The organism is Buttiauxella warmboldiae (genome assembly GCF_003818135.1).
GTDB lineage: Bacteria > Pseudomonadota > Gammaproteobacteria > Enterobacterales > Enterobacteriaceae > Buttiauxella > Buttiauxella warmboldiae.
The window spans coordinates 17,044-38,995 of sequence record NZ_RPOH01000098.1; the positions used below are offsets into that span (position 1 = coordinate 17,044).

The 21,952-nt window shown below is 47.1% G+C and carries 24 protein-coding genes; 9 read left to right on the forward strand and 15 right to left on the reverse strand.

All coding sequences use genetic code 11. From position 1 onward, the window contains the following. Positions 1–7 precede the first annotated feature (7 nt). Complete coding sequence (locus tag EHN07_RS18990) at positions 8–1,690, reverse strand: AsmA family protein (protein ID WP_124025573.1); 1,683 nt, start codon at positions 1,688–1,690, stop codon at positions 8–10. Positions 1,691–1,815: 125 nt separating this feature from the next. After that, positions 1,816–3,207, reverse strand: a complete 1,392-nt coding sequence (locus EHN07_RS18995) for a nucleobase:cation symporter-2 family protein (protein ID WP_124025574.1) — start codon at positions 3,205–3,207, stop codon at positions 1,816–1,818. 234 nt (positions 3,208–3,441) lie between these two features. Here EHN07_RS18995 and gltS point away from each other — a divergent pair, with 234 nt between their 5' ends. Further along, positions 3,442–4,644: a sodium/glutamate symporter gene (gene gltS, locus EHN07_RS19000; RefSeq protein ID WP_124025575.1), complete on the forward strand. Its 1,203-nt coding sequence runs from the start codon at positions 3,442–3,444 to the stop codon at positions 4,642–4,644. A 3-nt stretch (positions 4,645–4,647) separates the two neighbouring features. On the opposite strand, the gene recG is transcribed toward gltS, so the two are convergent. From recG to gmk, 5 genes are read right to left on the reverse strand one after another with little or no spacing between them, the layout of a single operon-like run. Continuing rightward, a complete protein-coding gene (gene recG / locus EHN07_RS19005) occupies positions 4,648–6,729 on the reverse strand; it encodes an ATP-dependent DNA helicase RecG (protein WP_124025576.1) in 2,082 nt (693 codons plus the stop codon). 4 nt (positions 6,730–6,733) lie between these two features. Continuing rightward, positions 6,734–7,423: a tRNA (guanosine(18)-2'-O)-methyltransferase TrmH gene (gene trmH / locus EHN07_RS19010; RefSeq protein ID WP_124025598.1), complete on the reverse strand. Its 690-nt coding sequence runs from the start codon at positions 7,421–7,423 to the stop codon at positions 6,734–6,736. 4 nt (positions 7,424–7,427) lie between these two features. After that, the gene (gene spoT / locus EHN07_RS19015; protein ID WP_124025577.1) at positions 7,428–9,539 is read right to left on the reverse strand and encodes a bifunctional GTP diphosphokinase/guanosine-3',5'-bis pyrophosphate 3'-pyrophosphohydrolase; all 2,112 of its coding nucleotides are present in this window, start codon (positions 9,537–9,539) and stop codon (positions 7,428–7,430) included. Positions 9,540–9,557: 18 nt separating this feature from the next. Continuing rightward, positions 9,558–9,833: a DNA-directed RNA polymerase subunit omega gene (rpoZ, locus tag EHN07_RS19020; protein WP_034499980.1), complete on the reverse strand. Its 276-nt coding sequence runs from the start codon at positions 9,831–9,833 to the stop codon at positions 9,558–9,560. A 54-nt stretch (positions 9,834–9,887) separates the two neighbouring features. Continuing rightward, positions 9,888–10,511, reverse strand: a complete 624-nt coding sequence (gmk, locus tag EHN07_RS19025; RefSeq protein ID WP_124025578.1) for a guanylate kinase — start codon at positions 10,509–10,511, stop codon at positions 9,888–9,890. Between the two features lie 254 nt (positions 10,512–10,765). Between gmk and ligB the strand changes: the two genes are divergently transcribed. Beyond that, the gene (gene ligB / locus EHN07_RS19030) at positions 10,766–12,457 is read left to right on the forward strand and encodes an NAD-dependent DNA ligase LigB (protein ID WP_124025579.1); all 1,692 of its coding nucleotides are present in this window, start codon (positions 10,766–10,768) and stop codon (positions 12,455–12,457) included. On the opposite strand, the gene EHN07_RS19035 is transcribed toward ligB, so the two are convergent. Continuing rightward, a complete protein-coding gene (locus EHN07_RS19035) occupies positions 12,451–13,068 on the reverse strand; it encodes a trimeric intracellular cation channel family protein (protein ID WP_124025580.1) in 618 nt (205 codons plus the stop codon). The two genes, ligB and EHN07_RS19035, sit on opposite strands and share 7 nt — an antisense overlap. A gap of 209 nt (positions 13,069–13,277) precedes the next feature. Between EHN07_RS19035 and EHN07_RS19040 the strand changes: the two genes are divergently transcribed. From EHN07_RS19040 to EHN07_RS19050, 3 genes are all read left to right on the forward strand, one after another. Beyond that, the gene (locus EHN07_RS19040; protein WP_425267209.1) at positions 13,278–13,655 is read left to right on the forward strand and encodes a hypothetical protein; all 378 of its coding nucleotides are present in this window, start codon (positions 13,278–13,280) and stop codon (positions 13,653–13,655) included. A gap of 101 nt (positions 13,656–13,756) precedes the next feature. Continuing rightward, positions 13,757–14,011: a hypothetical protein gene (locus tag EHN07_RS19045; protein WP_124025581.1), complete on the forward strand. Its 255-nt coding sequence runs from the start codon at positions 13,757–13,759 to the stop codon at positions 14,009–14,011. Positions 14,012–14,191: 180 nt separating this feature from the next. Further along, positions 14,192–14,389: a hypothetical protein gene (locus EHN07_RS19050; RefSeq protein WP_124025582.1), complete on the forward strand. Its 198-nt coding sequence runs from the start codon at positions 14,192–14,194 to the stop codon at positions 14,387–14,389. A gap of 329 nt (positions 14,390–14,718) precedes the next feature. Here EHN07_RS19050 and EHN07_RS19055 read toward each other — a convergent pair whose 3' ends face one another. Both EHN07_RS19055 and EHN07_RS19060 read right to left on the reverse strand, forming a co-directional pair. Continuing rightward, a complete protein-coding gene (locus EHN07_RS19055; protein WP_124025583.1) occupies positions 14,719–15,801 on the reverse strand; it encodes a hypothetical protein in 1,083 nt (360 codons plus the stop codon). Positions 15,802–15,951: 150 nt separating this feature from the next. Continuing rightward, positions 15,952–16,182, reverse strand: coding sequence for a helix-turn-helix transcriptional regulator (locus tag EHN07_RS19060; protein ID WP_085347589.1), 231 nt, complete (start codon positions 16,180–16,182; stop codon positions 15,952–15,954). Positions 16,183–16,445: 263 nt separating this feature from the next. Here EHN07_RS19060 and EHN07_RS19065 point away from each other — a divergent pair, with 263 nt between their 5' ends. Beyond that, the gene (locus EHN07_RS19065; RefSeq protein WP_124025584.1) at positions 16,446–16,964 is read left to right on the forward strand and encodes a hypothetical protein; all 519 of its coding nucleotides are present in this window, start codon (positions 16,446–16,448) and stop codon (positions 16,962–16,964) included. A 45-nt stretch (positions 16,965–17,009) separates the two neighbouring features. Here EHN07_RS19065 and EHN07_RS19070 read toward each other — a convergent pair whose 3' ends face one another. Then, on the reverse strand, positions 17,010–17,390 hold the full coding sequence (locus EHN07_RS19070) for a helix-turn-helix domain-containing protein (RefSeq protein ID WP_124025585.1): 381 nt from the start codon (positions 17,388–17,390) through the stop codon (positions 17,010–17,012). Between the two features lie 257 nt (positions 17,391–17,647). Here EHN07_RS19070 and EHN07_RS19075 point away from each other — a divergent pair, with 257 nt between their 5' ends. The 3 genes from EHN07_RS19075 (at position 17,648) to EHN07_RS19085 (ending at position 19,183) form a co-directional block, all read left to right on the forward strand. Further along, positions 17,648–18,211 carry a hypothetical protein gene (locus EHN07_RS19075; protein WP_124025586.1) on the forward strand — a complete coding sequence of 188 codons (564 nt, stop codon included), beginning with the start codon at positions 17,648–17,650 and terminating at the stop codon, positions 18,209–18,211. 70 nt (positions 18,212–18,281) lie between these two features. Beyond that, positions 18,282–18,770, forward strand: coding sequence for a hypothetical protein (locus EHN07_RS19080; protein WP_124025587.1), 489 nt, complete (start codon positions 18,282–18,284; stop codon positions 18,768–18,770). 53 nt (positions 18,771–18,823) lie between these two features. After that, the gene (locus EHN07_RS19085) at positions 18,824–19,183 is read left to right on the forward strand and encodes an acyl-CoA dehydrogenase (RefSeq protein ID WP_124025588.1); all 360 of its coding nucleotides are present in this window, start codon (positions 18,824–18,826) and stop codon (positions 19,181–19,183) included. Between the two features lie 84 nt (positions 19,184–19,267). On the opposite strand, the gene EHN07_RS19090 is transcribed toward EHN07_RS19085, so the two are convergent. The 4 genes from EHN07_RS19090 to EHN07_RS19105 all read right to left on the reverse strand — a co-directional run bounded on the left by EHN07_RS19090 (position 19,268) and on the right by EHN07_RS19105 (position 21,950). After that, positions 19,268–19,873 (reverse strand): Shedu immune nuclease family protein, encoded by a 606-nt coding sequence (locus tag EHN07_RS19090; RefSeq protein WP_124025589.1) that lies wholly within the window; start codon positions 19,871–19,873, stop codon positions 19,268–19,270. A gap of 192 nt (positions 19,874–20,065) precedes the next feature. Further along, positions 20,066–20,794, reverse strand: coding sequence for a hypothetical protein (locus EHN07_RS19095; RefSeq protein WP_124025590.1), 729 nt, complete (start codon positions 20,792–20,794; stop codon positions 20,066–20,068). Then, complete coding sequence (locus tag EHN07_RS19100; RefSeq protein WP_124025591.1) at positions 20,791–21,207, reverse strand: hypothetical protein; 417 nt, start codon at positions 21,205–21,207, stop codon at positions 20,791–20,793. Before EHN07_RS19100 ends, EHN07_RS19095 begins: the two co-directional genes overlap by 4 nt. 41 nt (positions 21,208–21,248) lie before the next feature. Next, positions 21,249–21,950, reverse strand: a complete 702-nt coding sequence (locus EHN07_RS19105) for a hypothetical protein (RefSeq protein WP_124025592.1) — start codon at positions 21,948–21,950, stop codon at positions 21,249–21,251. Positions 21,951–21,952 lie beyond the last annotated feature (2 nt).

The window sequence follows — 21,952 nt, forward strand, 5'->3', positions numbered from 1 at the left end:
CCGGCGCTTACGCGCCGGGAACCTCTCCGTGCTGCATGGTTTGCTGCACTTGTTTCCCGTCGCCGCTGGTGGCCTGCAATGTACCGTTCACCGTTGGCTTCAGAGGGGTTTGTGCCGCAAGGCTTCCCGTGACGGAAAGCTGCAAGTTACCTTTTCCTTCCAGCGGTACGGCTGGCCATCCCCACTGTTGCAGCACGTTAACTGGCACCGAGCGACCGCGCAGATTAATTGCCGTGTTGCGCTGAGCCGCCTGTGAAATGGCACCAGTGGCTTCCAGCATTCCTTCTCCCGTAAACGCACTCCATTCGGCGATCGTGATTTGGTTCTCTGTGGCATTTAATGAGATAGACGGGCGACGAAGGTCCACGCGGTTAAACGTGGCGGCGGCGGCATTCAGGGTCACATTACCGCTCCAGATCCCCCACTGATGGTTGCGCACCACTTCGATATTGTTCGCCGTGCCGTCTAACGCGGTGAGCTGAAACGGGAAGGCTGGATCGATATCAATAACCAGGTTTCTGTTCGCCGAGAGCTTCTTAATCGATACCGAGTTTAGCCATTCCGGTAAAGGCTCCATCCAGAGGGCTTTCCAGTTGGCGGGTAGCGTATATTCCAGCCCGGCAAAAACCAGCTCGTCGAGTGCGAGTTTTTTCTCACGGCGTTGCCATTCGCCGGAAGCGCGAACCATGCCTCTTTCCCAGCGGGAGGTGAACTGCCGTAGCGTGGCCGTTTGCGGATTAAAATCGATGTTTACGATGGGGTCGTTCAAATGCAGCGCGCCGATGATGACATCGCTGGCGTTCATTGACAGCCGCCCGTCATCGCTCTGCCAGCTGCCTTTTGCCAGCGTCAGGTTGCGCAAACTCAGGTCTAAATCGGTTATCGCCCAGTCTTTACCTTCCAGCCGTGCGTCGGTCACTTCGAGGTTGCTGATGCTAAGTGAAGGAACGGTGGTCAGAGGGGCGAGGAAATCGGTAATCGATTTTTCTGTTTGCAGACGAATATCGTTTAAGCGCAGGCTACCAATTTGCCATGAACCGTCAGCAAGACGCCTGGCGTTACCTGTAAGCGAGCCGCGAGCCATATCTGCCCCGATGGTAGCAAGCGTCACCTGTTCGTTATTAATTTCGCCCTGCAACAACACATTGGCCGCAGGCACGCCGTTGAGCGTCATGGAACCGGCGCTGAACTGAATGTTTGCCTTCTCTCCCAGCACCTTACCCTGCTTTGGCCGCCAGGGCATCACGCCGCCGTTAACGCGCTGGGCGCGTAAATCCCACTCGGTATTCGGGCTGTTAAGCGCCATATCGCTCAATTGCAGCCTGTCTGCCTGGAACGGCAGCGGGGCGGCATCGGGGCTGATATTCAGCGTGCCGTTGTGCAACAGAATCTTATCAACGTGCATAGGTTGTGAAAACTGGCGTGAACTGAGCCCAATATCAATATTCTGTGCCACCAGCGTTGCCGGTTGGCCTTTGCGCCCGAAAGTGACATTCGTCAGCGTAATGTGCGTGGGCGATGCCCAGCGGTGATCCATCTGTGCAAAAGAGAAATGGTAATCGCTTTTCTCGTTGACCCAACGGCTTACCTGGGCTGCTCCCCAGCGGGTTTGCAGCAAAATATAAACAGCAAGGAGCAGTGCAAAGATGACGACCAATAACGCAATGAATAGCTTTCCGAGAAATTTCATTGTCTTCCATCCCATGAAGTTTCGGTAAGGGTGTTATGCCCCATTTACCGTTATAGCTCAAGGATGGGATTGTCAGGAGGGGTAACACGCGCGGATGAGAACAAATCACCCGCGCGTGAGGGACATCAATTTTTCTCAGGCGGGAAAATCAGGTTTAACACGATGGCGGTAATACCACCGGCGGCGATACCGGATGAGAGCAGCGTTTTCAGCCAGTCAGGAGCAAACTGCAAAATCAGCGGCTGCTGAGAAACGCCCATACCCACCGCCAGCGACAGCGCAATAATCATAATGGCGCGGCGGTTGAGAGGTTCGCGAGAAACAATTCGCACACCGGATGCGGCGATAGTACCGAACATCACGATAGTTGCGCCGCCTAACACGGGCTCCGGAATATGCTGCACAAACCCGCTGACTGCCGGGAACAGGCCCAGTACGATCAGCATTAGTGCGACGACAAAACCGACATAGCGGCTGGCAACACCGGTCAGCTGAATCACGCCGTTGTTCTGGCCAAAGCAAGAGTTAGGGAAGGTGTTAAACACGGCAGAAACACACGAATTCAGGCCATTTGCCAGCACGCCACCTTTCAGGCGTTTCATATACAGCGGGCCGGAAACAGGCTGTTCGGAAACGTCAGAGGTGGCGGTGATATCACCAATGGTTTCCAGTGAGGTCACCATAAACACCAGCATCAGCGGGATAAGCAGATTCCAGTCGATGCCCAGGCCATAGTAAAGCGGAGTGGGCACCATAATCAGGTCGGAATGGGTGGCTGGCGCAACATCCGGCAGCATGCCCATCGCCCAGGCCAGCGCATAACCTACCGCCATGGCGATAACCAGCGAAGCCACGCGTAAGTACGGGTTACGCTGGCGGTTAAGCAAGATAATAACCAGCAGTACCGCGCCTGCCAGCAGCAGGTTTTTCGGCGCGCCAAAGGTATGGTCGCTCATCGCGCCGTAGCCACCGCCGATGGAAGTCAGGCCAACCTGAATCAGTGACAGGCCGATTATCATCACCACGACGCCGGAAACCAGCGGGGTGATAATACGACGAGCCAGATGCAGAAAGCGCGACAGCAGCATTTCTGTGCAGCTGGCGAGCATCAAGGTGCCAAATAACGCCGCCATCATGGTGGGGACATCAGCTCCGCCATTTTTCAATGCCATGCCGCCCATAATCAGCGGCGCAACAAAGTTAAAGCTGGTGCCCTGAATAGAGAGAAGCCCGGAACCAACCGGCCCCCAGGCTTTAATCTGGATAATGGATGCCACGCCTGATGCAAACAGGGACATGCTAATAATGTGGCGGGTATCTTCAGCCGGAAGCCCCAGAGCCTGGCAAATCAACATCGCAGGCGTGATCACCGCAACAAACATCGCTAATAAATGCTGACCGGCAGCAAAAAGCGTTTGTGGGAGAGGCGGTCTGTCCTCAAGACGGTAAATCAACTCACTGGTATGCGCCTGGGCAATCGGTTGCGCATCTTCAGACTCTACGGCATTAACAGACATCAGAAATTATCCACCCTGCGAAAAAACGGTGATTTTAGCGGAGTGCCAGCCAAAAGCAAACGTTTGCCAGGCGTGTTTCCTAAGATAAAAAGTATATATGCCGAGCTTTTTATATAACTTTCGCCTGTTTTTTGGTTAAAATCCAGCAGCTGACTTTTCTAGAACCTGAAATTCCAGTGAAGGATAAATTCAAAGCGTCTGTGAGAAATATGCGCAAACAGGAGCACTTCTTTTATGTTTTATCTCGACACTCTTTCCACCCTTGTTGCTGCGACTCTCGTCTTATTACTGGGCCGAAAAATGGTCCACACCATACCGCTGTTAAAAAAATACACTATCCCTGAACCTGTTGCGGGTGGACTGTTAATCGCTCTGGCCCTGCTGGTGCTCAAAAAAAGCATCGGCTGGGAATTTGAATTTGATATGAGCCTCAAAGATCCGCTGATGCTCGCTTTTTTTGCCACTATCGGCCTGAATGCCAATCTTTCCAGCCTGCGTACCGGCGGAAAAGTTGTCGGTGTGTTCCTGATTGTGGTGGTGGGCTTGCTGGTTATGCAAAACGCCATCGGTATTGGAATGGCGAGCCTGTTGGGTCTTGATCCGTTAATGGGATTGCTGGCGGGTTCTATTACGTTATCCGGCGGCCACGGCACGGGGGCTGCCTGGAGCAAGCTGTTTACCGAACGCTATGGCTTCCAGAATGCCACCGAAGTTGCGATGGCTTGCGCAACCTTTGGCCTGGTGCTGGGTGGGCTGATTGGCGGGCCGGTGGCGCGTTATCTGGTTAAGCACTCCTCAACGCCCGATGGCACACCGGATGATAGCGCAGACCCAACGGCCTTCGAAAAACCTGCGGTAGGGCGCATGATCACCTCTATGGTGATGATTGAAACCATTGCGATGATCGCTATCTGTCTGACCGCCGGTAAGTTTGCTGCGCATTTCATTCAGGGCACCAGCTTCGAATTACCGACCTTTGTCTGCGTGCTGTTTGTTGGGGTTATCCTCAGCAACACGCTTTCACTGCTCGGCTTTTATCGGGTATTCGAACGTGCGGTTTCCGTGTTGGGGAACGTCTGTTTATCACTGTTCCTCGCCATGGCGCTGATGAGTCTGAAGCTGTGGGAACTGGCGTCTCTGGCGCTGCCGATGCTGGCGATCCTGACGGTACAGACCATCTTTATGGCGCTGTATGCCATCTTTGTGACTTATCGTTTGATGGGAAAAAACTACGATGCGGCGGTTCTCGCGGCAGGCCATTGTGGTTTTGGCCTCGGTGCCACACCAACGGCAATCGCCAATATGCAGGCGATTACCGAGCGTTTTGGACCGTCGCATATGGCATTCCTGGTGGTGCCGATGGTCGGCGCGTTCTTTATTGATATCGTCAACGCGCTGGTGATCAAGCTGTACCTGATGTTGCCCATGTTTGGCTAACTATCAGGCGTTTGAATAGCGTTCCGTTTCAGGCATCCAGCGTTCAATGAGCGCTGTTGCCTGTTCGGGGTAGCGTTCATGGATATGGCGCGCAAGGCGCTGTACTTCCGGGATCATCGCCTGGTCGCGCAGTAAATCTGCCACTTTAAACTCGGCATTCCCCGTCTGACGCGTGCCGAGTAATTCCCCCGGCCCGCGAATTTCCAAATCTTTTTGCGCAATCACAAAGCCATCGTTGCTATCACGCAGCACCTGTAAGCGCAGCTGTGCGGTTTTTGACAGCGGCGACTTATAAAGCAATACGCAGTGAGAGGCGACTGCGCCACGGCCTACACGGCCACGTAGCTGGTGGAGCTGCGCAAGACCGAGGCGTTCCGGGTTTTCGATGATCATCAGACTGGCATTCGGCACGTCAACGCCAACTTCAATGACGGTCGTTGCCACCAGCAGATGAATTGACCCTGCTTTGAAAGCCTGCATAACTGCCTGCTTTTCCTGCGGCTTCATGCGGCCATGAACCAGGCCGACGTTGAGATTCGGCAGCGCTATCTTTAACTCTTCCCAGGTCACTTCTGCGGCCTGGGCCTCCAGTAATTCAGACTCTTCAATCAGGGTACAAACCCAGTACGCCTGGCGGCCTTCATTGCTACAGGCTTCCCGTACCCGCTCGATAATATCGCTGCGGCGCGAATCCGGGATCGCGACGGTAGTCACCGGCGTGCGGCCTGGCGGGAGTTCATCAATTGTTGAGGTATCCAGATCGGCATAGGCTGTCATCGCCAGCGTGCGTGGGATCGGCGTTGCGGTCATGATGAGCTGGTGCGGATGGAAGCCCTGAATCTGGCCCTTTTCCCACAGAGCCAGACGCTGGTGAACGCCAAAGCGGTGTTGTTCATCAATGATGACCAGCGCAAGCTGCGAAAACTGCACCTGTTCCTGGAAGATGGCGTGCGTTCCCACCACCATCGCTACCTGGCCGCTGGCAATCGCATCCTGTTGGGCGATACGCGCTTTGCCTTTTTGCTTGCCTGCAAGCCAGCCTACTTCGATACCCAGTGGCGCAAACCACTGGCGGAAGTTATTGGCGTGCTGTTCTGCGAGCAATTCTGTCGGTGCCATCAACCCTACCTGCTTGCCATGAGCAATCGCACGTAATGCGGCGAGAGCGGCAACCAGCGTTTTCCCTGAACCCACGTCACCCTGTACGAGGCGCATCATTGGTATATCCAGAGCCATATCGTGTTCGATTTCTGCAACGACTCGTGCTTGTGCGCCCGTTGGTTTAAACGGTAGCGCGGCTAACAGGCGGTTTTTTAATTCATCATGATTATGCAACGGCAGCGCGTGATAACGTTGCGCACCCGCGCGCAACGCAAGCATGCTCAGATTATGGGCCAGTAATTCTTCAAGAATTAAGCGCCGCTGCGCCGGGTGTTTACCGGTTTCGAGATCGGCTAATTGCATGGACGGTGGCGGGCGATGCAAAGTGCGCAACGCTTCGGGCAGGCTCATCATCGCTTTGCTTAAATCCGCAGGCAGCAATTCGGCAATGGCGCAGGTATCAAGCAGCTCCAGCGCCTGGTCGGTCAGCTTACGCAACGTTGCCTGACGAATGCCTTCCGTCGTGGGGTAAACCGGCGTCAGCGTTTCCTGCAATTCAGGCGTACTTAAATCGCCCTGAACACGGTACTCCGGGTGAATCATCTCGGGGCCGTGCGTGCCGCGTTTTGCTTCACCATAAGCGAGTACACGCTTTCCGGCCGTAAGGCTGTTTTTCATTGCGGCGTTGAAGTTGAAAAACCGCATGGTCAGAATTCCGCTGCCATCAGAAATCTGGCAGGTCATCATGCGGCGGCGGCCAAAACTGATATTGCAGTTCAGCACTTCACCTTCTACGGTAGCGTAAATGCCCGGTAGCAGATCGTTAATGGGGTAGAGTTGGGTGCGGTCTTCGTAGCGCAAAGGCAGATGAAGGAGAAGATCCTGAATGGTGTGCAGGCCAATTTTCGCCAGCTTGCCGCTCTGGCTGGCGCCCACTCCGGCAAGCGTACTTAACGGTATGGCATCCAGCAAACGGCCTTTCATCCGACTACTCCGCAGATTGCATTGTGGCCCACCATGCGGCATCAGCTGTTATCTCACCTTGCTGATTCACATGCGGGTAGGGTAAGCCTTTGCGACGGGAAACGCGTGCCAGTACCGGGTAGCCCCCTTCGAACAGCAGGCGCTGTTGTTCGGATTCTGGCAGGGTGCTGTTTTCACGCTGGTACATTCCGGCGTTCTGACGCTGGCGCTGTGCTTCATACAATATTAGCGCGGAGGCGACGGAAACGTTTAGAGATTGCACCATACCAACCATTGGAATAATGATGTCCTGGTCAGCCAGCGCCAGCGCTTCCTGAGTAATACCGGTTTTTTCCTGACCCATCAGAATGCAGGTCGGGCGCGTGTAATCAATCTCGCGAAAATCGACGGCTTTATCAGAAAGGTTGGTGGCGAGGATTTGCATCCCGTTGTTTTTCAGATGGCTAACGGCATCGCCAATACTGCGGTGCGTTTTCACTTCAACCCAGGAGTTACTTCCCGCAGCACTCGATGCCATGGTGCGCATTCTGTTACCCGGCCAAACTGCGTGAACTTCATGCACGCCCACGGCATCAGCGGTGCGAATAATCGCCGAGACGTTATGAGGTTTATGGACTTGTTCCATGCAGACGGTCAGATCAGGCTGACGCCTGGCGAGCATCTCGCAAATACGCGCATAACGTTGAGGATTCATCACACTAATTTCGGTTGCGGGTGACTTTGATAACATCCGGCATTACGCGGATTTTACGCATAATATTGGCCAGATGAACGCGATCGCGGGCAGACATACGGATAAACGCGCTGTAAACACGACCATCTTTTTCTTCCGTATTCAGGCTATGGATATTCGAACCCGCGGTGTTGATTGCCGCAGTCAGGTTTGCCAGCGCACCCTGATGATTGAACATATCCACTTTAATTTCAGTAAGGAATTCCTGCTCGGTCTCTTTATCCCACTCTACCGCCATAAACTTCTCGGCTTCTTTCTGATAGCCACGAATATTACGGCAGGACTCATGATGGATAACTAACCCTTTGCCCGGGCTGACGTGAGCAACAATTGGGTCGCCTGGGATCGGGCGGCAACACTTAGCGAAGGTAATCAGCACGCCATCAGCGCCTTTGATAGGCAGGTGGCCGTGTGCCGGAGTATTGGCCTGCGCAATGACCGACGCTTCACCCTGCAGGTTCTTCGCCACCACCACGCTCATGGCATTGCCTAAACCAATTTCTGCCAGCAAATCATCAAGCGTGGCGAGCTTCATACGCTCAAGCTCACGTTGAATATTCTCTGGCGGAACTTCGGCCAGTTTCCGGCTGCCCCCTAACGCATGGTTAAGCAGACGGCGGCCCAGGCTTACGGAATCGTCGCGCTTGAGGTTTTTCAGCATCTGGCGGATTTTGGCGCGCGCTTTCGAGCTGACAACAAAGTTCAGCCAGGCCGCGTTCGGGCGAGCGCCTGGTGCGGTGATAATTTCGATGGTCTGGCCGCTGCTGAGCGACTGAGACAGCGGATAGGGCTGCCTGTCGACGCGTGCGCCCACACAGGCGTGGCCGATATCGGTATGCACGGCATAGGCGAAATCGACCGGTGTTGCGCCAGCCGGCAATTCGACAATGCGCCCTTCCGGGGTGAAAACGTAAATCTCATCCGGGAAGAGGTCGGATTTTACGCTTTCGATAAATTCAAATGAGCTACCGGCGCTTTGCTGCAGTTCCAGCAGGCTTTGCATCCAGCGCTGGGCGCGGATTTGCGCGGTAGTACCACTTTCACCCTGCTCTTTATAAGCCCAGTGAGCGGCAACACCCATTTCTGCCATCTGATCCATGTCTTCGGTACGGATTTGCACTTCAACCGGCACGCCGTGTGGGCCAATCATTGAAGTATGCAGGGATTGATATCCGTTCGCTTTTGGAATGGCGATATAGTCCTTTACCCGCCCGGGACGGGGCTTGTAGAGGCTATGCATCTGCCCAAGAACGCGGTAACAGGTATCCATATCGTGAACAATTACGCGGAAGGCGTAGATATCCATAATCGAGTGGAAACGCTGCTCTTTGAGCGTCATTTTGCAGTAGATGGAGTAAAGATGTTTTTCGCGACCGCTGACGCGGCAGGGAATATTGGCTTCCTGCAAACGCCCGTCGATTTCCGAGAGGATTTTTTGAATCATCTCTTTGCGGTTACCACGTGCTGCTTTCACGACTTCTTTAATGACGCGATAGCGATTCGGGTAAAGCGCTTCAAAGCCCAGTTCTTCCAGCTCAGTTTTCAGATGATGAATACCAAGACGGTGTGCCAGGGGGCTATAAATTTCGAGGGTTTCGCGCGCAATGCGGCGACGTTTATCAGGGCGCAATGCCCCAAGCGTGCGCATATTGTGCGTGCGGTCGGCGAGTTTGATCAGAATGACGCGGATATCCTGCACCATCGCCATGATCATTTTGCGGAAGTTTTCAGCCTGAGCTTCTTTCTTATCGCGGAATTTCAGTTTGTCGAGCTTAGAGACCCCTTCCACCAGTTCGGCAACGCTTTTGCCAAACAGCTGTTCCATATCCTGGTAGGTGGCAGGGGTGTCTTCAATCACATCATGCAGAAGGGCTGCCATCAGCGTTTCATAGTCGAGTTTCATCTCGGCCAGAATGCAGGCCACCGCTACCGGATGGGTGATATAGGGCTCGCCGCTTGAACGTGCTTGTCCCTCGTGAGCATCACGCGCAACAAGGTATGCCTGCCGAAGGCGCTTGATCTGCTCCTCGGACAAGTATTGTTGAATCAGTTGATTCAGGCTTTCAAACAGATACAAGGGCTACCCGCAGGCTAATTAACGACGACCTTCAGCAATAGCGGTAACGGCCTGCAGTTCTGCGGCTTCCTGCTCTTGCTGCTCCTGACGATCGCGAACATCAAGAATCTGGTTGGTAATCAACCCTTCTTCGATTTCGCGCAGTGCGATGACCGTCGTTTTGTCGTTTTCTTCAGCAACGAGTGGATCTTTACCACCGGTTTGCATCTGACGAGCGCGACGTGCGGCGACCAGAACCAGGTCAAAACGGTTACCAATTTTCTCAACAGCGTCCTGAACAGTTACGCGTGCCATAATTAAAATGCTCCACAGATGAAGAAATGACTGGGCATGATACTGAAACTGGGCTCAGTCTGCCAATAGTTTGCTGATTAAAGCGTCATGTCGCGCTTTTTGGCGACCCATTCGTAGACGCTCGGCACGAATGATAATTTTTAAATCTGACAGTGCGGTGTCAAAATCGTCGTTGACGATTAAATAGTCATATTCAGCGTAGTGGCTCATTTCTGCAACAGCCTGTTCCATACGCTTCGTGATAACTTCTTCACTGTCTTGCCCGCGACCACGCAGGCGACGGTCCAGCTCGTCTTTTGACGGCGGCAGAATAAAAATACTGCGTGCCTGCGGCATTTTCTCACGGATCTGCTGCGCACCCTGCCAGTCAATATCCAGGAAAACATCCACGCCCGTAGCCAGAATTTGTTCAATGGCATGGCGTGAAGTGCCGTAGTAATTACCGAATACTTCGGCGTGCTCAAGGAATGCGTCTTCAGCGATCATCTGCTTAAACTCTTCCTTTTCCACAAAGTAGTAGTGCTCGCCATGTTTCTCTCCCGGACGGATACCACGAGTGGTATGGGAAATAGAAACCTGCGTGTCGTACAGCGGTTGTGTCTTTAACAAAGCCTGGATGAGGCTGGATTTTCCTGCGCCACTTGGTGCGGAAACGATATAAAGCGTGCCTTGAGCCATGAGTTCTAACTTATTCGGTAAGCATAAAAGAGGTGCGTATACCGGCCTATTATACACGCCGCCATCCAGTCACGGAGAATTTGTCACGTCCATCAGCAATATTTCTGCCATTTTGCGTAATGTTTTCTAAAAAATACCTCGTATTACTGCAATAAATTAAACGTCTCTGAAAGTGTCTCCCACTCTGGTCTATCCCCGATCGCATTACCTTTCTCCTCGCGTTATACCTCATGTCGTCTGAAATGGAGGAGCCTATGAGGTGGATAGTTAAGCTTATTGGGTTAGTGGGGCTGCTTAGCGTAATAGCATCGGCAACCTGTCCGGCGTGGTCACCTGTGCAAGCCCGACAGGAGATGGATAAATTAAATGAAAAACTTAAAGCCTGGGATCGCGCCTACTACCAGCAAGGCGTAAGTCTCGTCAGCGATGCGACATATGACGAGATGCGTAGCCAGTTTACTCAGTGGCAGGAGTGTTTTAACCCAGCACAAGAACCTCAACAACCCAGGCTATTTACCCAGGGCAAAGCGCTACATCCTGTCGCTCATACCGGCGTGAAAAAACTTCCCGATAGCGTTGCCGTTGCACAGTGGATCAAAGGCAAAACCCATCTCTGGGTACAGCCAAAAATAGATGGCGTGGCGGTGACATTGGTTTATCAGCAAGGCCAACTGACGCAGCTTCTCAGCCGCGGTGACGGTGAGAAAGGACAGGAGTGGACGGCAAAAGCCAGAATGATTCCGGCTATCCCTAAAACCCTGGCTGGCCCGCTTGCGGATAGCGTGCTGCAAGGAGAGATCTTCTGGAAACGGGATAATCATGTGCAGAAAACGCTGGGCGGTATCAACGCCCGGGGAAAAGCAGCAGGCGCTATGATGCGTCAGGCCGATCCTGCATTACTCAATGAGTTAGGCATATTTATCTGGGCGTGGCCTGATGGCCCTAAAGATATGAGCCAGAAACTGGAAATGCTGCGTCAGGGCGGTTTCCCTCTGACAAAAAGCTGGTCAAGACCCGTGACTTCTGTGGATGAAATAGCCGCGCTGCGGGAGTCATGGTTTAGGGCTCCGCTACCTTTTGTGACCGATGGTGTGGTGATTCGGGAGGCGATGGAGCCTGCCGGAAAATACTGGCGCCCGGGAAAGGCTGCGTGGGTGATGGCATGGAAGTACCCATCGGCACAGCAGCTTGCCGAAGTTAAAAGCGTTCAATTTTCGGTTGGGCGTACCGGAAAAGTTGCCGTGGTGCTTAATCTTCATCCCCTACAGATTGATGATAAACAGGTTAAGCGGGTGAATATCGGTTCAGTGAAGAAATGGCAGGCGTTAGATATTGCCGCCGGAGATCGCGTGAGGGTGAGCCTTGCCGGGCAAGGGATCCCTCGCCTTGACGAGGTGGTGTGGCGAGTTAGCCAGAGGAATAAGCCGCAGCCTCCTGCCATCAACACGATCGCACCGCTGAGCTGTCTGTACTTTGAGATCTGGTGCCGTGAACAATTTATCGCACGCCTGGCGTGGCTAAGTTCCCCGCAAGTCCTGAATATCACCGGGGTAAGCTCGCGTTCCTGGCAGCAACTTCAGCAGCATCTCAAGCTGAAACATATTTTTTCCTGGCTGGCCGTCGGCGAGAAAGAGCTGACCCAGATTAGCGTTATTTCAACTGCCAGAGCGGATCATCTCTGGCAGCAATTCCTACTGACCCGGCAGCAGCCCTTCAGAAAATGGCTGCTGGCGTTTGGCTTACCTCTACCAAAAGCCGTTCTCCATTCATTACCCGATTCACAGTGGTCGCATTTAGCGGCGCGGGATGAAGCAAGCTGGCAAAAATTGCCGGGGATTGGTGCCGCGAGAGCAAAAAAATTGGTGGCGTTTATCCATCATCCCCAAGTCGCTGAGCTAGCTAATTTTCTGGCGCAGCAAGGCATTCAGGGGTTTATCGATCAGTGATCTGCGTGGTTGTAGTGAAATACGGGCAGCCCAAGGCGCAGGCGTAATGCCAGCAAGCGCGTTGTGAATCCGAATATCAGCGTGGAGATAATCACCACGTCCCGATCCGAAACGTAGTGTTGCAACACGATATAAAGCACCGCGGAGGCAAATGCGATGCCTGCATATAACTCTTTCTGGAAGACCAGAGGGATACGTTTACAGAACATATCGCGCAGCACACCACCAAAAACGCCGGTAATGACGGCGGCGATAATGGCAATGATTGGCCCTTCGCCCATATCCAATGCGATTTGTGCGCCAATGATGGAAAAGACGACCAAGCCCAGGGCGTCCAGCACCAGGAACAGGCGGCGAAGATGAGGCATTACAGGAGCAAATACGGTGGTCAGTACGGCGGCAACCGCAACTATCACCACGTATTCCGGGTGCTTTACCCAGCCTAAGGGGTAATGCCCTAATAAAATATCGCGTACCGAACCGCCGCCAAGAGCGGTGGCCGTGGCAATAATAATTACGCCGAAAGTATCCATGCGACGGCGACCCGCTGCGAGTGCGCCAGTCATTGCCTCGGCAGTAATGCCGACTAAATAAAGAATATGTAACAGCATTGATACCCCCGTTAGAAACATGCAGAGGGTAACGTTTTGTGAACCATATCACGATTGAGATTTTCTAAATCGAACTATTTTGGATTAGTTATTTTAATGGATTATTTTCCATAATCGCATATTTAATGGTTTTCTGTGAATGTATTTATCTTTGTAAGGATAAGTTTTTCTATTGATAAATGAATAGGGTCACGATGATGAACACTTCAATGATACTGAGAGCATTGGCAAACGGTGTTAACCCGGATACCGGCGAGTTATTGAGCCGTTCATCTGTTGCTCAGACACCTGAAATGATCCGTATGTTATTCACACTAGCGGAAGAGCTGGTTGATGTTTCTGCAAAAATCAAAAAAACTAAGCTTTCCCTGCACGAACGTCAGCAAAAGAATATCGCAGAAGGGAAACCTGCTAAATCCTATTTTCCCTGGAGTAATGAAGAAAAACTCCAGTTAGCAGAGGGTTATACGGCTGGAAAAACCGTTGAGGCATTAAGTCTTGAGCTGGGGCGTTCCGGGCGCGCTGTTGCCATTCAGCTTGAAAAGCTAGGGTTAATCACGGCGGAGCAACTGATGAATTATCAGTAGATGTGGTTCAGCCGACCAGGCTGCCGGTACATAGATCTATTCATCAAGCTCAAATGGAGGTAATGTTATTACATAGCGTTAATTCATCCGGGGATCTCTTCATGAAAGTGCATAGCATTCTGGCTCTGTCACTGGCTGCCACGTCATTCAGTTGCCTGGCGTTTAAATCGCAGGTCGATATCACCCATGACGCAGCAGCAGTTAACGCCAGCACCCTTGAGAGCAAAATTTTGGCTAACTTCTATAGCCAGCATGGCACGAATCCACAGAATACTCTCCTTAGCACCTGTGACGCCTTACCTGTAGCGGGGTGTTCCTGCCCGTTCTGCATAATGCTACGCAGTCGTATAAGCTAATAACGTTATGTTGCTGGCTACGGTTTGCGCTCTGAGGCTGTGTTTCCGGTGCGGGTTTTAGAGTCAATTTAAGGTATGCGGGCTATTTCGGGGACGGGGAGTTACCGAATTTAATGAAATCTGGTGGCCCGTTCTTCATGTAATTTCATTACGCAACTACTCTGTCAGGGAGCATACATCATGAGATTACCTACACGTCGCATTGTATGGATTGTTGTCGCCATTGCGGGGGTTGTGTCACTTAGCGTGGCGGACTCGACCATTGATGCCAATAACATCGTTCACGATTCCGCTTTGATGCCATTGGGTGCCATTTTGTTGTTGCTGGCATTCGTTATCTTCGTCTTTGACGCTATCAAAACGGTTTTAAGGCGCTAAGCATCAAAGCTCTTTGCCGCTTAGATAGCCATATCATCAGCTAAATGAGCGGTGAACTTATCATTCACGGTACGCGGCCAGAATGATTGTTTGCGCTGCGTGCCGGTTTCGACAGGCCAATCCCGATGTTGTGATCCACTACACTTATTGCCGTGTACAGATAAAACACGCGCTGTAGTGATACGATATGAGACTATATAAAACAAAAAAAGGCCATGATTTACAATGGCCTTTTTATCCTGACGAGACTTAGTGAGACTACGCGATATCGCGTGAAACGTTACTCGATGTTGAATCTGAATGTTGAGTGTCAGTATATGTGCTTTGATTTACAAGTGTTTTCTATAATCGTCTTTTCGATTAGCTACACCCTTAAGTACACCGTAAGCAGATGCTATGTTGTATATGCTGCTTAATTGCTCAACGCAGCGTGGCCACAGACTCCAGATCTCACGTTCATCGAAAAGCACTGTTTTATGTCTAGCAAGTAAGGCAGTCAAGCATGAACGCCCTAGATGTTGTCTGAGACTGGCTTTCAGCGCTATTACGCTGGGTTCTTTTGGGAGGGTAGTAAGACACCCTCTAGTAAGTAACTCCTCTCCTAAGCTGTTAGAGTAGACTTGAAGTCGCTTGAACGGGTTCTTCATCTCCAGGAGTTGGGCCAGCATCAAGGCATTCTTTTTCTTACTGGTTGGTTTAGCGCCAGGCTTGTATCGACCTTCGATACGCAAGAAGCGCTTATGCTCATCCAGATTGATATTAATAAGTTTGGCACGATCCTTCAAAATGAGTTTTCTGTCGCGGTGTGCATTAACTTTTTCATAACAATGAATATGTAGAAGAGAGCGATTGCTGCCTATTCTAAACCCAGGTAATCCATTTTCAGTATCGTAATAAGTGCTCTTCCCTGCATTTTTTAATCCCCATAGGTAATCATCTAGCTTGCAGTTATATACATCAAGAGCTACGTCAATTCTTGTAACCCAAGCTCGAACAAGTAGCCGATAAAATATCTCACCTAAATTGCCATTTATCCATGATACTAAATCATCTATTTTGGCTTTCGTCATATGTTGAGGATTAAAATCCAAACGTAGCCCTCCTGTATTAGGATGCTTTGGAACATAATCGATGTGCAATAGAACTGGGGAGTTCTTCTTTCTATCGTATATATTTAGTGATTTGCGATAAGGTTTTTCCTTTTTGTTTTTAATGTATTCAGCTCGATATATCCTTTCACTCCGTTGATTCATTTTTTCCAGTTTACTATACACTTCCTTTTTTTCCTCTTCAGAAAGAAAACTACTAACTACAGTTAACTTATCAATTCTTATTTTTAGATTGTGCCCGTCATTATCTCTACCGATCTTTAAAGATTGGCATATATCTATATTGCTTCTGTGTAATAACATAACTATTCCTTCTCAGAATAGTGAGAGTTACAGCCCATATGAGGCCATAATCAGCATATGAATCAATATCAGTTATTACTCTCACTATTCATATCTATGTGCATATAACGTGCTATTAGAGGGATGGGATTTTCTGATCCATAAACGTCATCAAATTTTGGTTTCTGCTAACGACACTTTTTGACGATTGGCAATCCATTGCAGTATTTCCTCTTCTCGCCATGCAACAGCACGCGAGGATTCGTTATTGCTGGCGATTCCACCAGTCAAACGAACTGGCTCAGGAAAGTGACCTGCCTTGATCTGGCGATATAGCGTTGCTTTTGAAAAAGCGCAGTATTCAAGGACGGTTTTTAGTTTGATCAGACGTGAGGTGTGCATCGTAAAAGCCCGTTTGGTTTACGCATCCAATTGATGCGACATGCCTTTACAGATTTTTAAAACCGCTAAATTTCAGCGGTAAGCGGGTGAATCTGACGATCAGATTCACCTAAAAGTCGTTTGAAAGGGCTTTTGAGCAAAACCTATAAGGATCTGATGATCAGATTGTGATTGAGTATGGATCTGATCATCAGACTGTAATGTTGACAGCTACTAACCACAGGGTAATCTGATCGTCAGATTTAGAGGCGAGGTCTGGCGTTATGGCAAAAATGGAAAAGCGTTTGGAAGATGATGAAGTGGCAGCCCGAAAACAGAGAGACAAAGATTATCAAAATAGACGTCAGGAACGACTGAAAGAATTAGGCGAGAAAAAAATATCAATTAGGATTGATAATGATTCCTATGAAAAATTGGCAGACTTATGTGAAAGTTTGGGGCATAAAAGACCAGTGCCGGGAATGCATAACCTTATAGAAAGTTATTCTGCTGCCTTAGTTTATTTGCTTCGTCTTGAAAAGATGCAGCAGTTGTATCAGCCTCAATCACAGGCATCAAAAGAATTATACGATTTATATAAGACAGTTGATCATTTTAAAAATGATCTAGGACTTTCTGATTCTCAAATAATCAGTAGCATGAAGGAAAGAAAAATTCGACATCCACGTGCAGTATTTAATGGTGAGGACACATATAACTGGAAGGAAATACATATTAAGAAATTGTTGAATAAGAAGCTTCTTCTTAAACGGCTATCTATATTAGATGAAGAAGATAAATAAAACATCTTTCTTTAAGTTTTTGGATAAAATAGCCATTGTTTATCATTATTGTTTGGTGTATTTATCAAGAAACATAATCAATATGCGCCTCTGCTCATGTGTTAAGCGAGGCCATATGTTATCAAGTCGACTCCTCAAGTCTGCATCTTTTACAGGTGCGAAATCCTGTTGTTTTTGGGCGTCATTTTCAAACGTCGAGAAACAATCAATGAAAAACCAGCTAATCGGTGTGTTGAGCTTAACCGCGATGTTCACGAGATGGGCTACGTTGATCTTGTTTGTTCCACGTTCATAACGCGAAAGCTGTTGGTGGGATATATCCACAAGCTCCGCTAAGTGCTGGGCTGTCATCCCCAGCTCTTTACGACGCATTTGAATGCGTTGGCCTACCTGTTTGTCTGCACTATCTGAGGGTAACTGGGCCATATACTGCTCTTCACTTCCGTAAAATGTCTATAGATGGAAGTTTGTGGCCTTTTTTCTCTTGTATGAACATCATCTATGGATTATAAATGAATTTTGCGCATCTATAGTTGTTATGGTGAAGGGAGGAGAAGGGAGCAAGACAGTGGATACCTCGTAATCTAACGCTTTTGCGGTAACCAACTCCTTGAACTGAAGATGGGATCTTTTTGGTATGTCTATAACAAACTCATAAACGAATATCTTGTTTGGCGTGGCTGATGAAAAAACAGGAAGTATTGATTATTGAATCACGTAGCGATCAGGATATTTATGATGGTAGAGGTGAAGGAGAAACATTAAAGCGTATACTTCAATTACAAGGTGTCAATGCCAAAAGCATTGAGGCTATTAATGAGAAAATGCTCATTAAAGCGTTAAAAGTCGCTCAAAGAGAAAATATAAAATATGTCCACATTAGTGCTCATGGATATGATAGAGGCTTTGCTCTAACAGATGATGCTATTATTACATGGCGAGATTTAGATCGACTTGCCTGGCCGATATTAAGAGGGAAATGCATTTGTTTCTCAAGTTGCTCTGTTGGTAATGGCGCAGAAGAGTTATTTATCCTACACAAATCATTCTGTAATGCGATTATTGCCCCAACAAGAGATATTAGCTGGGGGGAAGGCTTGGTGGCATATTCTGCGTTTTACCATCGAGCACAATTACGTGAAAAATCATCTATCCAGAATGTAAAAGTAATGAACCATATTGTTGGTGCGGGGACGTTCAGGGTTATTGAGTCTCCCTATGTTTCTCATACATATACGATTGGTTGATTAAAGAAGAGGAAATGAGGTAGGTCATGTTACTCGACATAGACAATATGAGTTAATTTTGGAGGGCAGTATGAATAAAGAACAAGATGAAATTAAACGTGATGCGAACGTTCATTCATGGCTATATGGAGTAGGGTTGACGGGAGTTATTTCAGGCATAGGTTATATCTTCACGCCTCTGGAAATACCGATCCGTTTAATTGTCAGTGCATTAATATTCTTACTGCTTTTATTCCCTATTGTTAAATTGGTTTTTTATTTTATTTCAAGTGGTCTTAGATGTAAGGTTTGCAATGCTTCATATAGTATTCAACTAATAGATACTAAAAGAGAATTTTTATCAGCCATACCCAGGAGTAAAACTCAAAACCAAGCCGTTGTTGGTGGAGATACACGAGGCCCTCATTATGGAAAGCAGATAATTATAAAGTCAACTTGGACAGAAGAACGATACAAAATTACTAATGTTTATTCGTGTGTTAATTGCGGAAACACCTATGATACTCAACGTATGGAAACACGAAAACAAGGATATTCCAGTACAAAATTATATCGGTGATGATTTTTTGGTACAGACGTTTTTAATATTTAACAGTATATAAAGGAGTAATAATGAAAAAGATAGTTCTAACTTTGCTATTGGCCAGTAGCTTTACTATGGCACATGCAGCTGAATACGTTAAGCAAAATGGCGCTTTGTCTTTATCGACGGGGAGTGGCACTGCTGAATTTAATATTAATGCATCTCACGGTAATGCTTCTGGTGTTTGTAATATGGAGGGCATTGCCGAATCTGTTGGTGCAGGCGCAGGGCAGCGAAATCGCTGGGTTTACAGCGACTCATCGAGTGCATGTGTGGCAGTGATTAGTGAATTGAAAGATGGTTCTGTCTATGTTATGACCCGTAACTGCGAGAACTATTGTGGTGTTTCAGCTGTGGGTTCAATGGACGGGAATTATAGGGAGCAATAATTTTATAGGCAGGCATCATTTTGGTTCATGACGCCTGCCTATTTTAGCTATGACAACATTTATGAATATTATTATATATTCAAATTATAGAGATTTTTTAATATAGGAGCGACTGGAATAATGTAAAGTCGATAAATAACTAGCTAACCCGTCGTGAGGTGGTATGGTATTATTCATTTCACGAGCCCATCCATCATAAGTTCGTACCTGAATAAATGGATTTGATAGCCCTTTTTGACTCCAGCGTTCCTGTCTCCTACTATTATTTAATTCAGAATCCCTTCCGTAAATCAGTATTCCTCTTACAGCAAAAAAAGGTGGCAAGTCATTATGAGACTTTAGTGGGACGAGTGTATCTCGAAACGTACCTTGGTTCCTAGCGCACCAGCCCAACCAATCTTCCACTTGCCCGTATGCGTGATTAAAACTTTGAGTAAATGAACTGTCTTGATTAAATATCAATTTCGAAGGTTTTTCAATCTCAATAAGATACACATATGTGGGGCCGGAACGAGGATTTACCCATGTAAAATCTGTGATAAAATCGACGCCTAATGGAAACTTAGATATTAATGCATTCGATAATGCATAAGCAGCCCCTATAATTGATGCAGGGTGTTTTTCAAAAAAATCTTGTATCTTGGATTCTTCAGGATCAGTATTAATCAACTTTATTAATTCGTTCATCATATAGATTCGCTATTAGAGTCGGCACTAAATATTTAATATATCTACATATAAAAAGTTGCATAATGGTATAATTGTTCTTTTAGATATAATTACTATTTATCTTAATTATTAATTCTCTGATCCAAACTTCTTAAAAAACATGCCTGTTTTAAACAGGCATGTTATATTTCAATATCCGTTATTAATAGAAAATCAATCAGCCCAATCAAGAAAATAACCATGTTCTTCACAATATGAATAAGTTTCTTCGTAAGTGTTTATACCTCTGCGCGTCATGTCAGCATGAATATCTCGGAATATTATTACGCCATTGTTAATATCAAGTGCTGTGCTCGGGTTATAAACGACACTATCTATATGCGCAAATTGCATTAAAGAAGAGTCACCAAATGAACGTCCTGTAAATTCACACTGAGTAATATTATAGGTTCGGATACGTTCATTTTTCAGAGTCGAGCGTTTTTGTTCTATTTCTTCTAAAAACATCTCTTTCAAATCTCTCACTGCTCCAGAGTTAAGAATCCTGAAGTAAAGATTAAGAGCTATTTTTAAGTATTGCTTTGTTTTCCCACTTCTGCAACCTATTCTAGAATCCAGAATAGCACATAATGAATGTCCAGAAATATGATCAAACCCATCTATGGATACTATTTCTGAACGAGGTAGAAATCCAGGTATGCCTTGATATATAAGAGCCCTCTCCAGCCCGGAATTACCTGTACGTATTATATCGGCAATCCCTTTTACTTTAATGAAAGGAACTCCATTTACGCATATTTTTGTATTAGTGTATAAAGCTTTTGCTATTGATTCAACATTACCTCTATCTAGCTGGTCTAATGTTGCATTTGATATTTCATTAATAGAAAATGGATCTGTTAGTTCGGAGAGATCGTAATATCTAAGAGTTGGATAGTTCATTTCTTACCCACCATCTCACCATAAGCTCGATTTATTCCTTCGCTTACTTTTGTAAAATCAATATCTTTCTTGATGTTCTTATTTTTATCAGGATGAAATTCTTTTTGCATTTTAACTAGCCATGCTTTTGCAAGCGTTGAATCAACAAAGTGCCGTCTTGTTATACCTAACTCTTCATTAAAAGCACCACTTTCGTATTTTGATAAAAGGTATGCTAGTTTATGACGTTGTGATTTGAAGCACCCTTCTATAAGACACTGGTTAAAGTACTCTCTTAATGCTATTAAATCATTAGGAGATTTTATCGATAGAAAAGTTAAATCCTTAAATTCATACTTAATTTTTTCAAATTGAAGATTAAGTTCCTCTTCATTTAAATAAATCCAACCTTCAACTTTGTTTTTAGTTTCCATATTAATTCCTCACAAATTAAACGATCTCGTAATATATAAAATCAACCTTCGCTTTCCAATAACTGTTGTATTACTAAATCCGTATAAAATGGTATTTGATCATCAAGTGCTAAAAGACTTCCAGCCTTGGATATTTCGAAATCAGATGGTCTCCCATCTATAAGACAGTTTATTTTCATTTTATCTATTGTAAACTTCCTTTCCCCAGTTAATTCATATAGATCATTAATAGCATTTTTACGTGATAATACTTCAATTGACGACTTTGCATTGTCGTTAATTACCATACTGCTTACTTTTATTTTTCTAATTTTTAAGAGTGAAATTTCGTCCATTCTTTTTAAAACGGAATGAAATTTATTCAGATCAATATTTATTGAACTTAATCCAATTTTATAGTTTAATTCCGAACAAAGTTTGTCTATGAAATTTTTGATAGATTTTGGTGGATTATAGATACATAACAGATAAAGTTTTGTAGATAATGGAATTAATGAAAATTTCACAGAGATATACTCGGTGATTATTTGAACGTGTTCATTACCCAATGGGTCAACAATTATATTCTCTATAATATTTCTTTCAGTGTGAATTGCTCTAATGATGTTTCCATCTAATTCGAAAGCAGAATAGCCATAGCCTTTATCGTCTGAGTATGTGTTTTGGCTAAAATAGTCAACCAACTCAGATAATGATAATGATGTTCTAAGGCGATTCCACTTCACTCTTTCTTGAACACTCATAT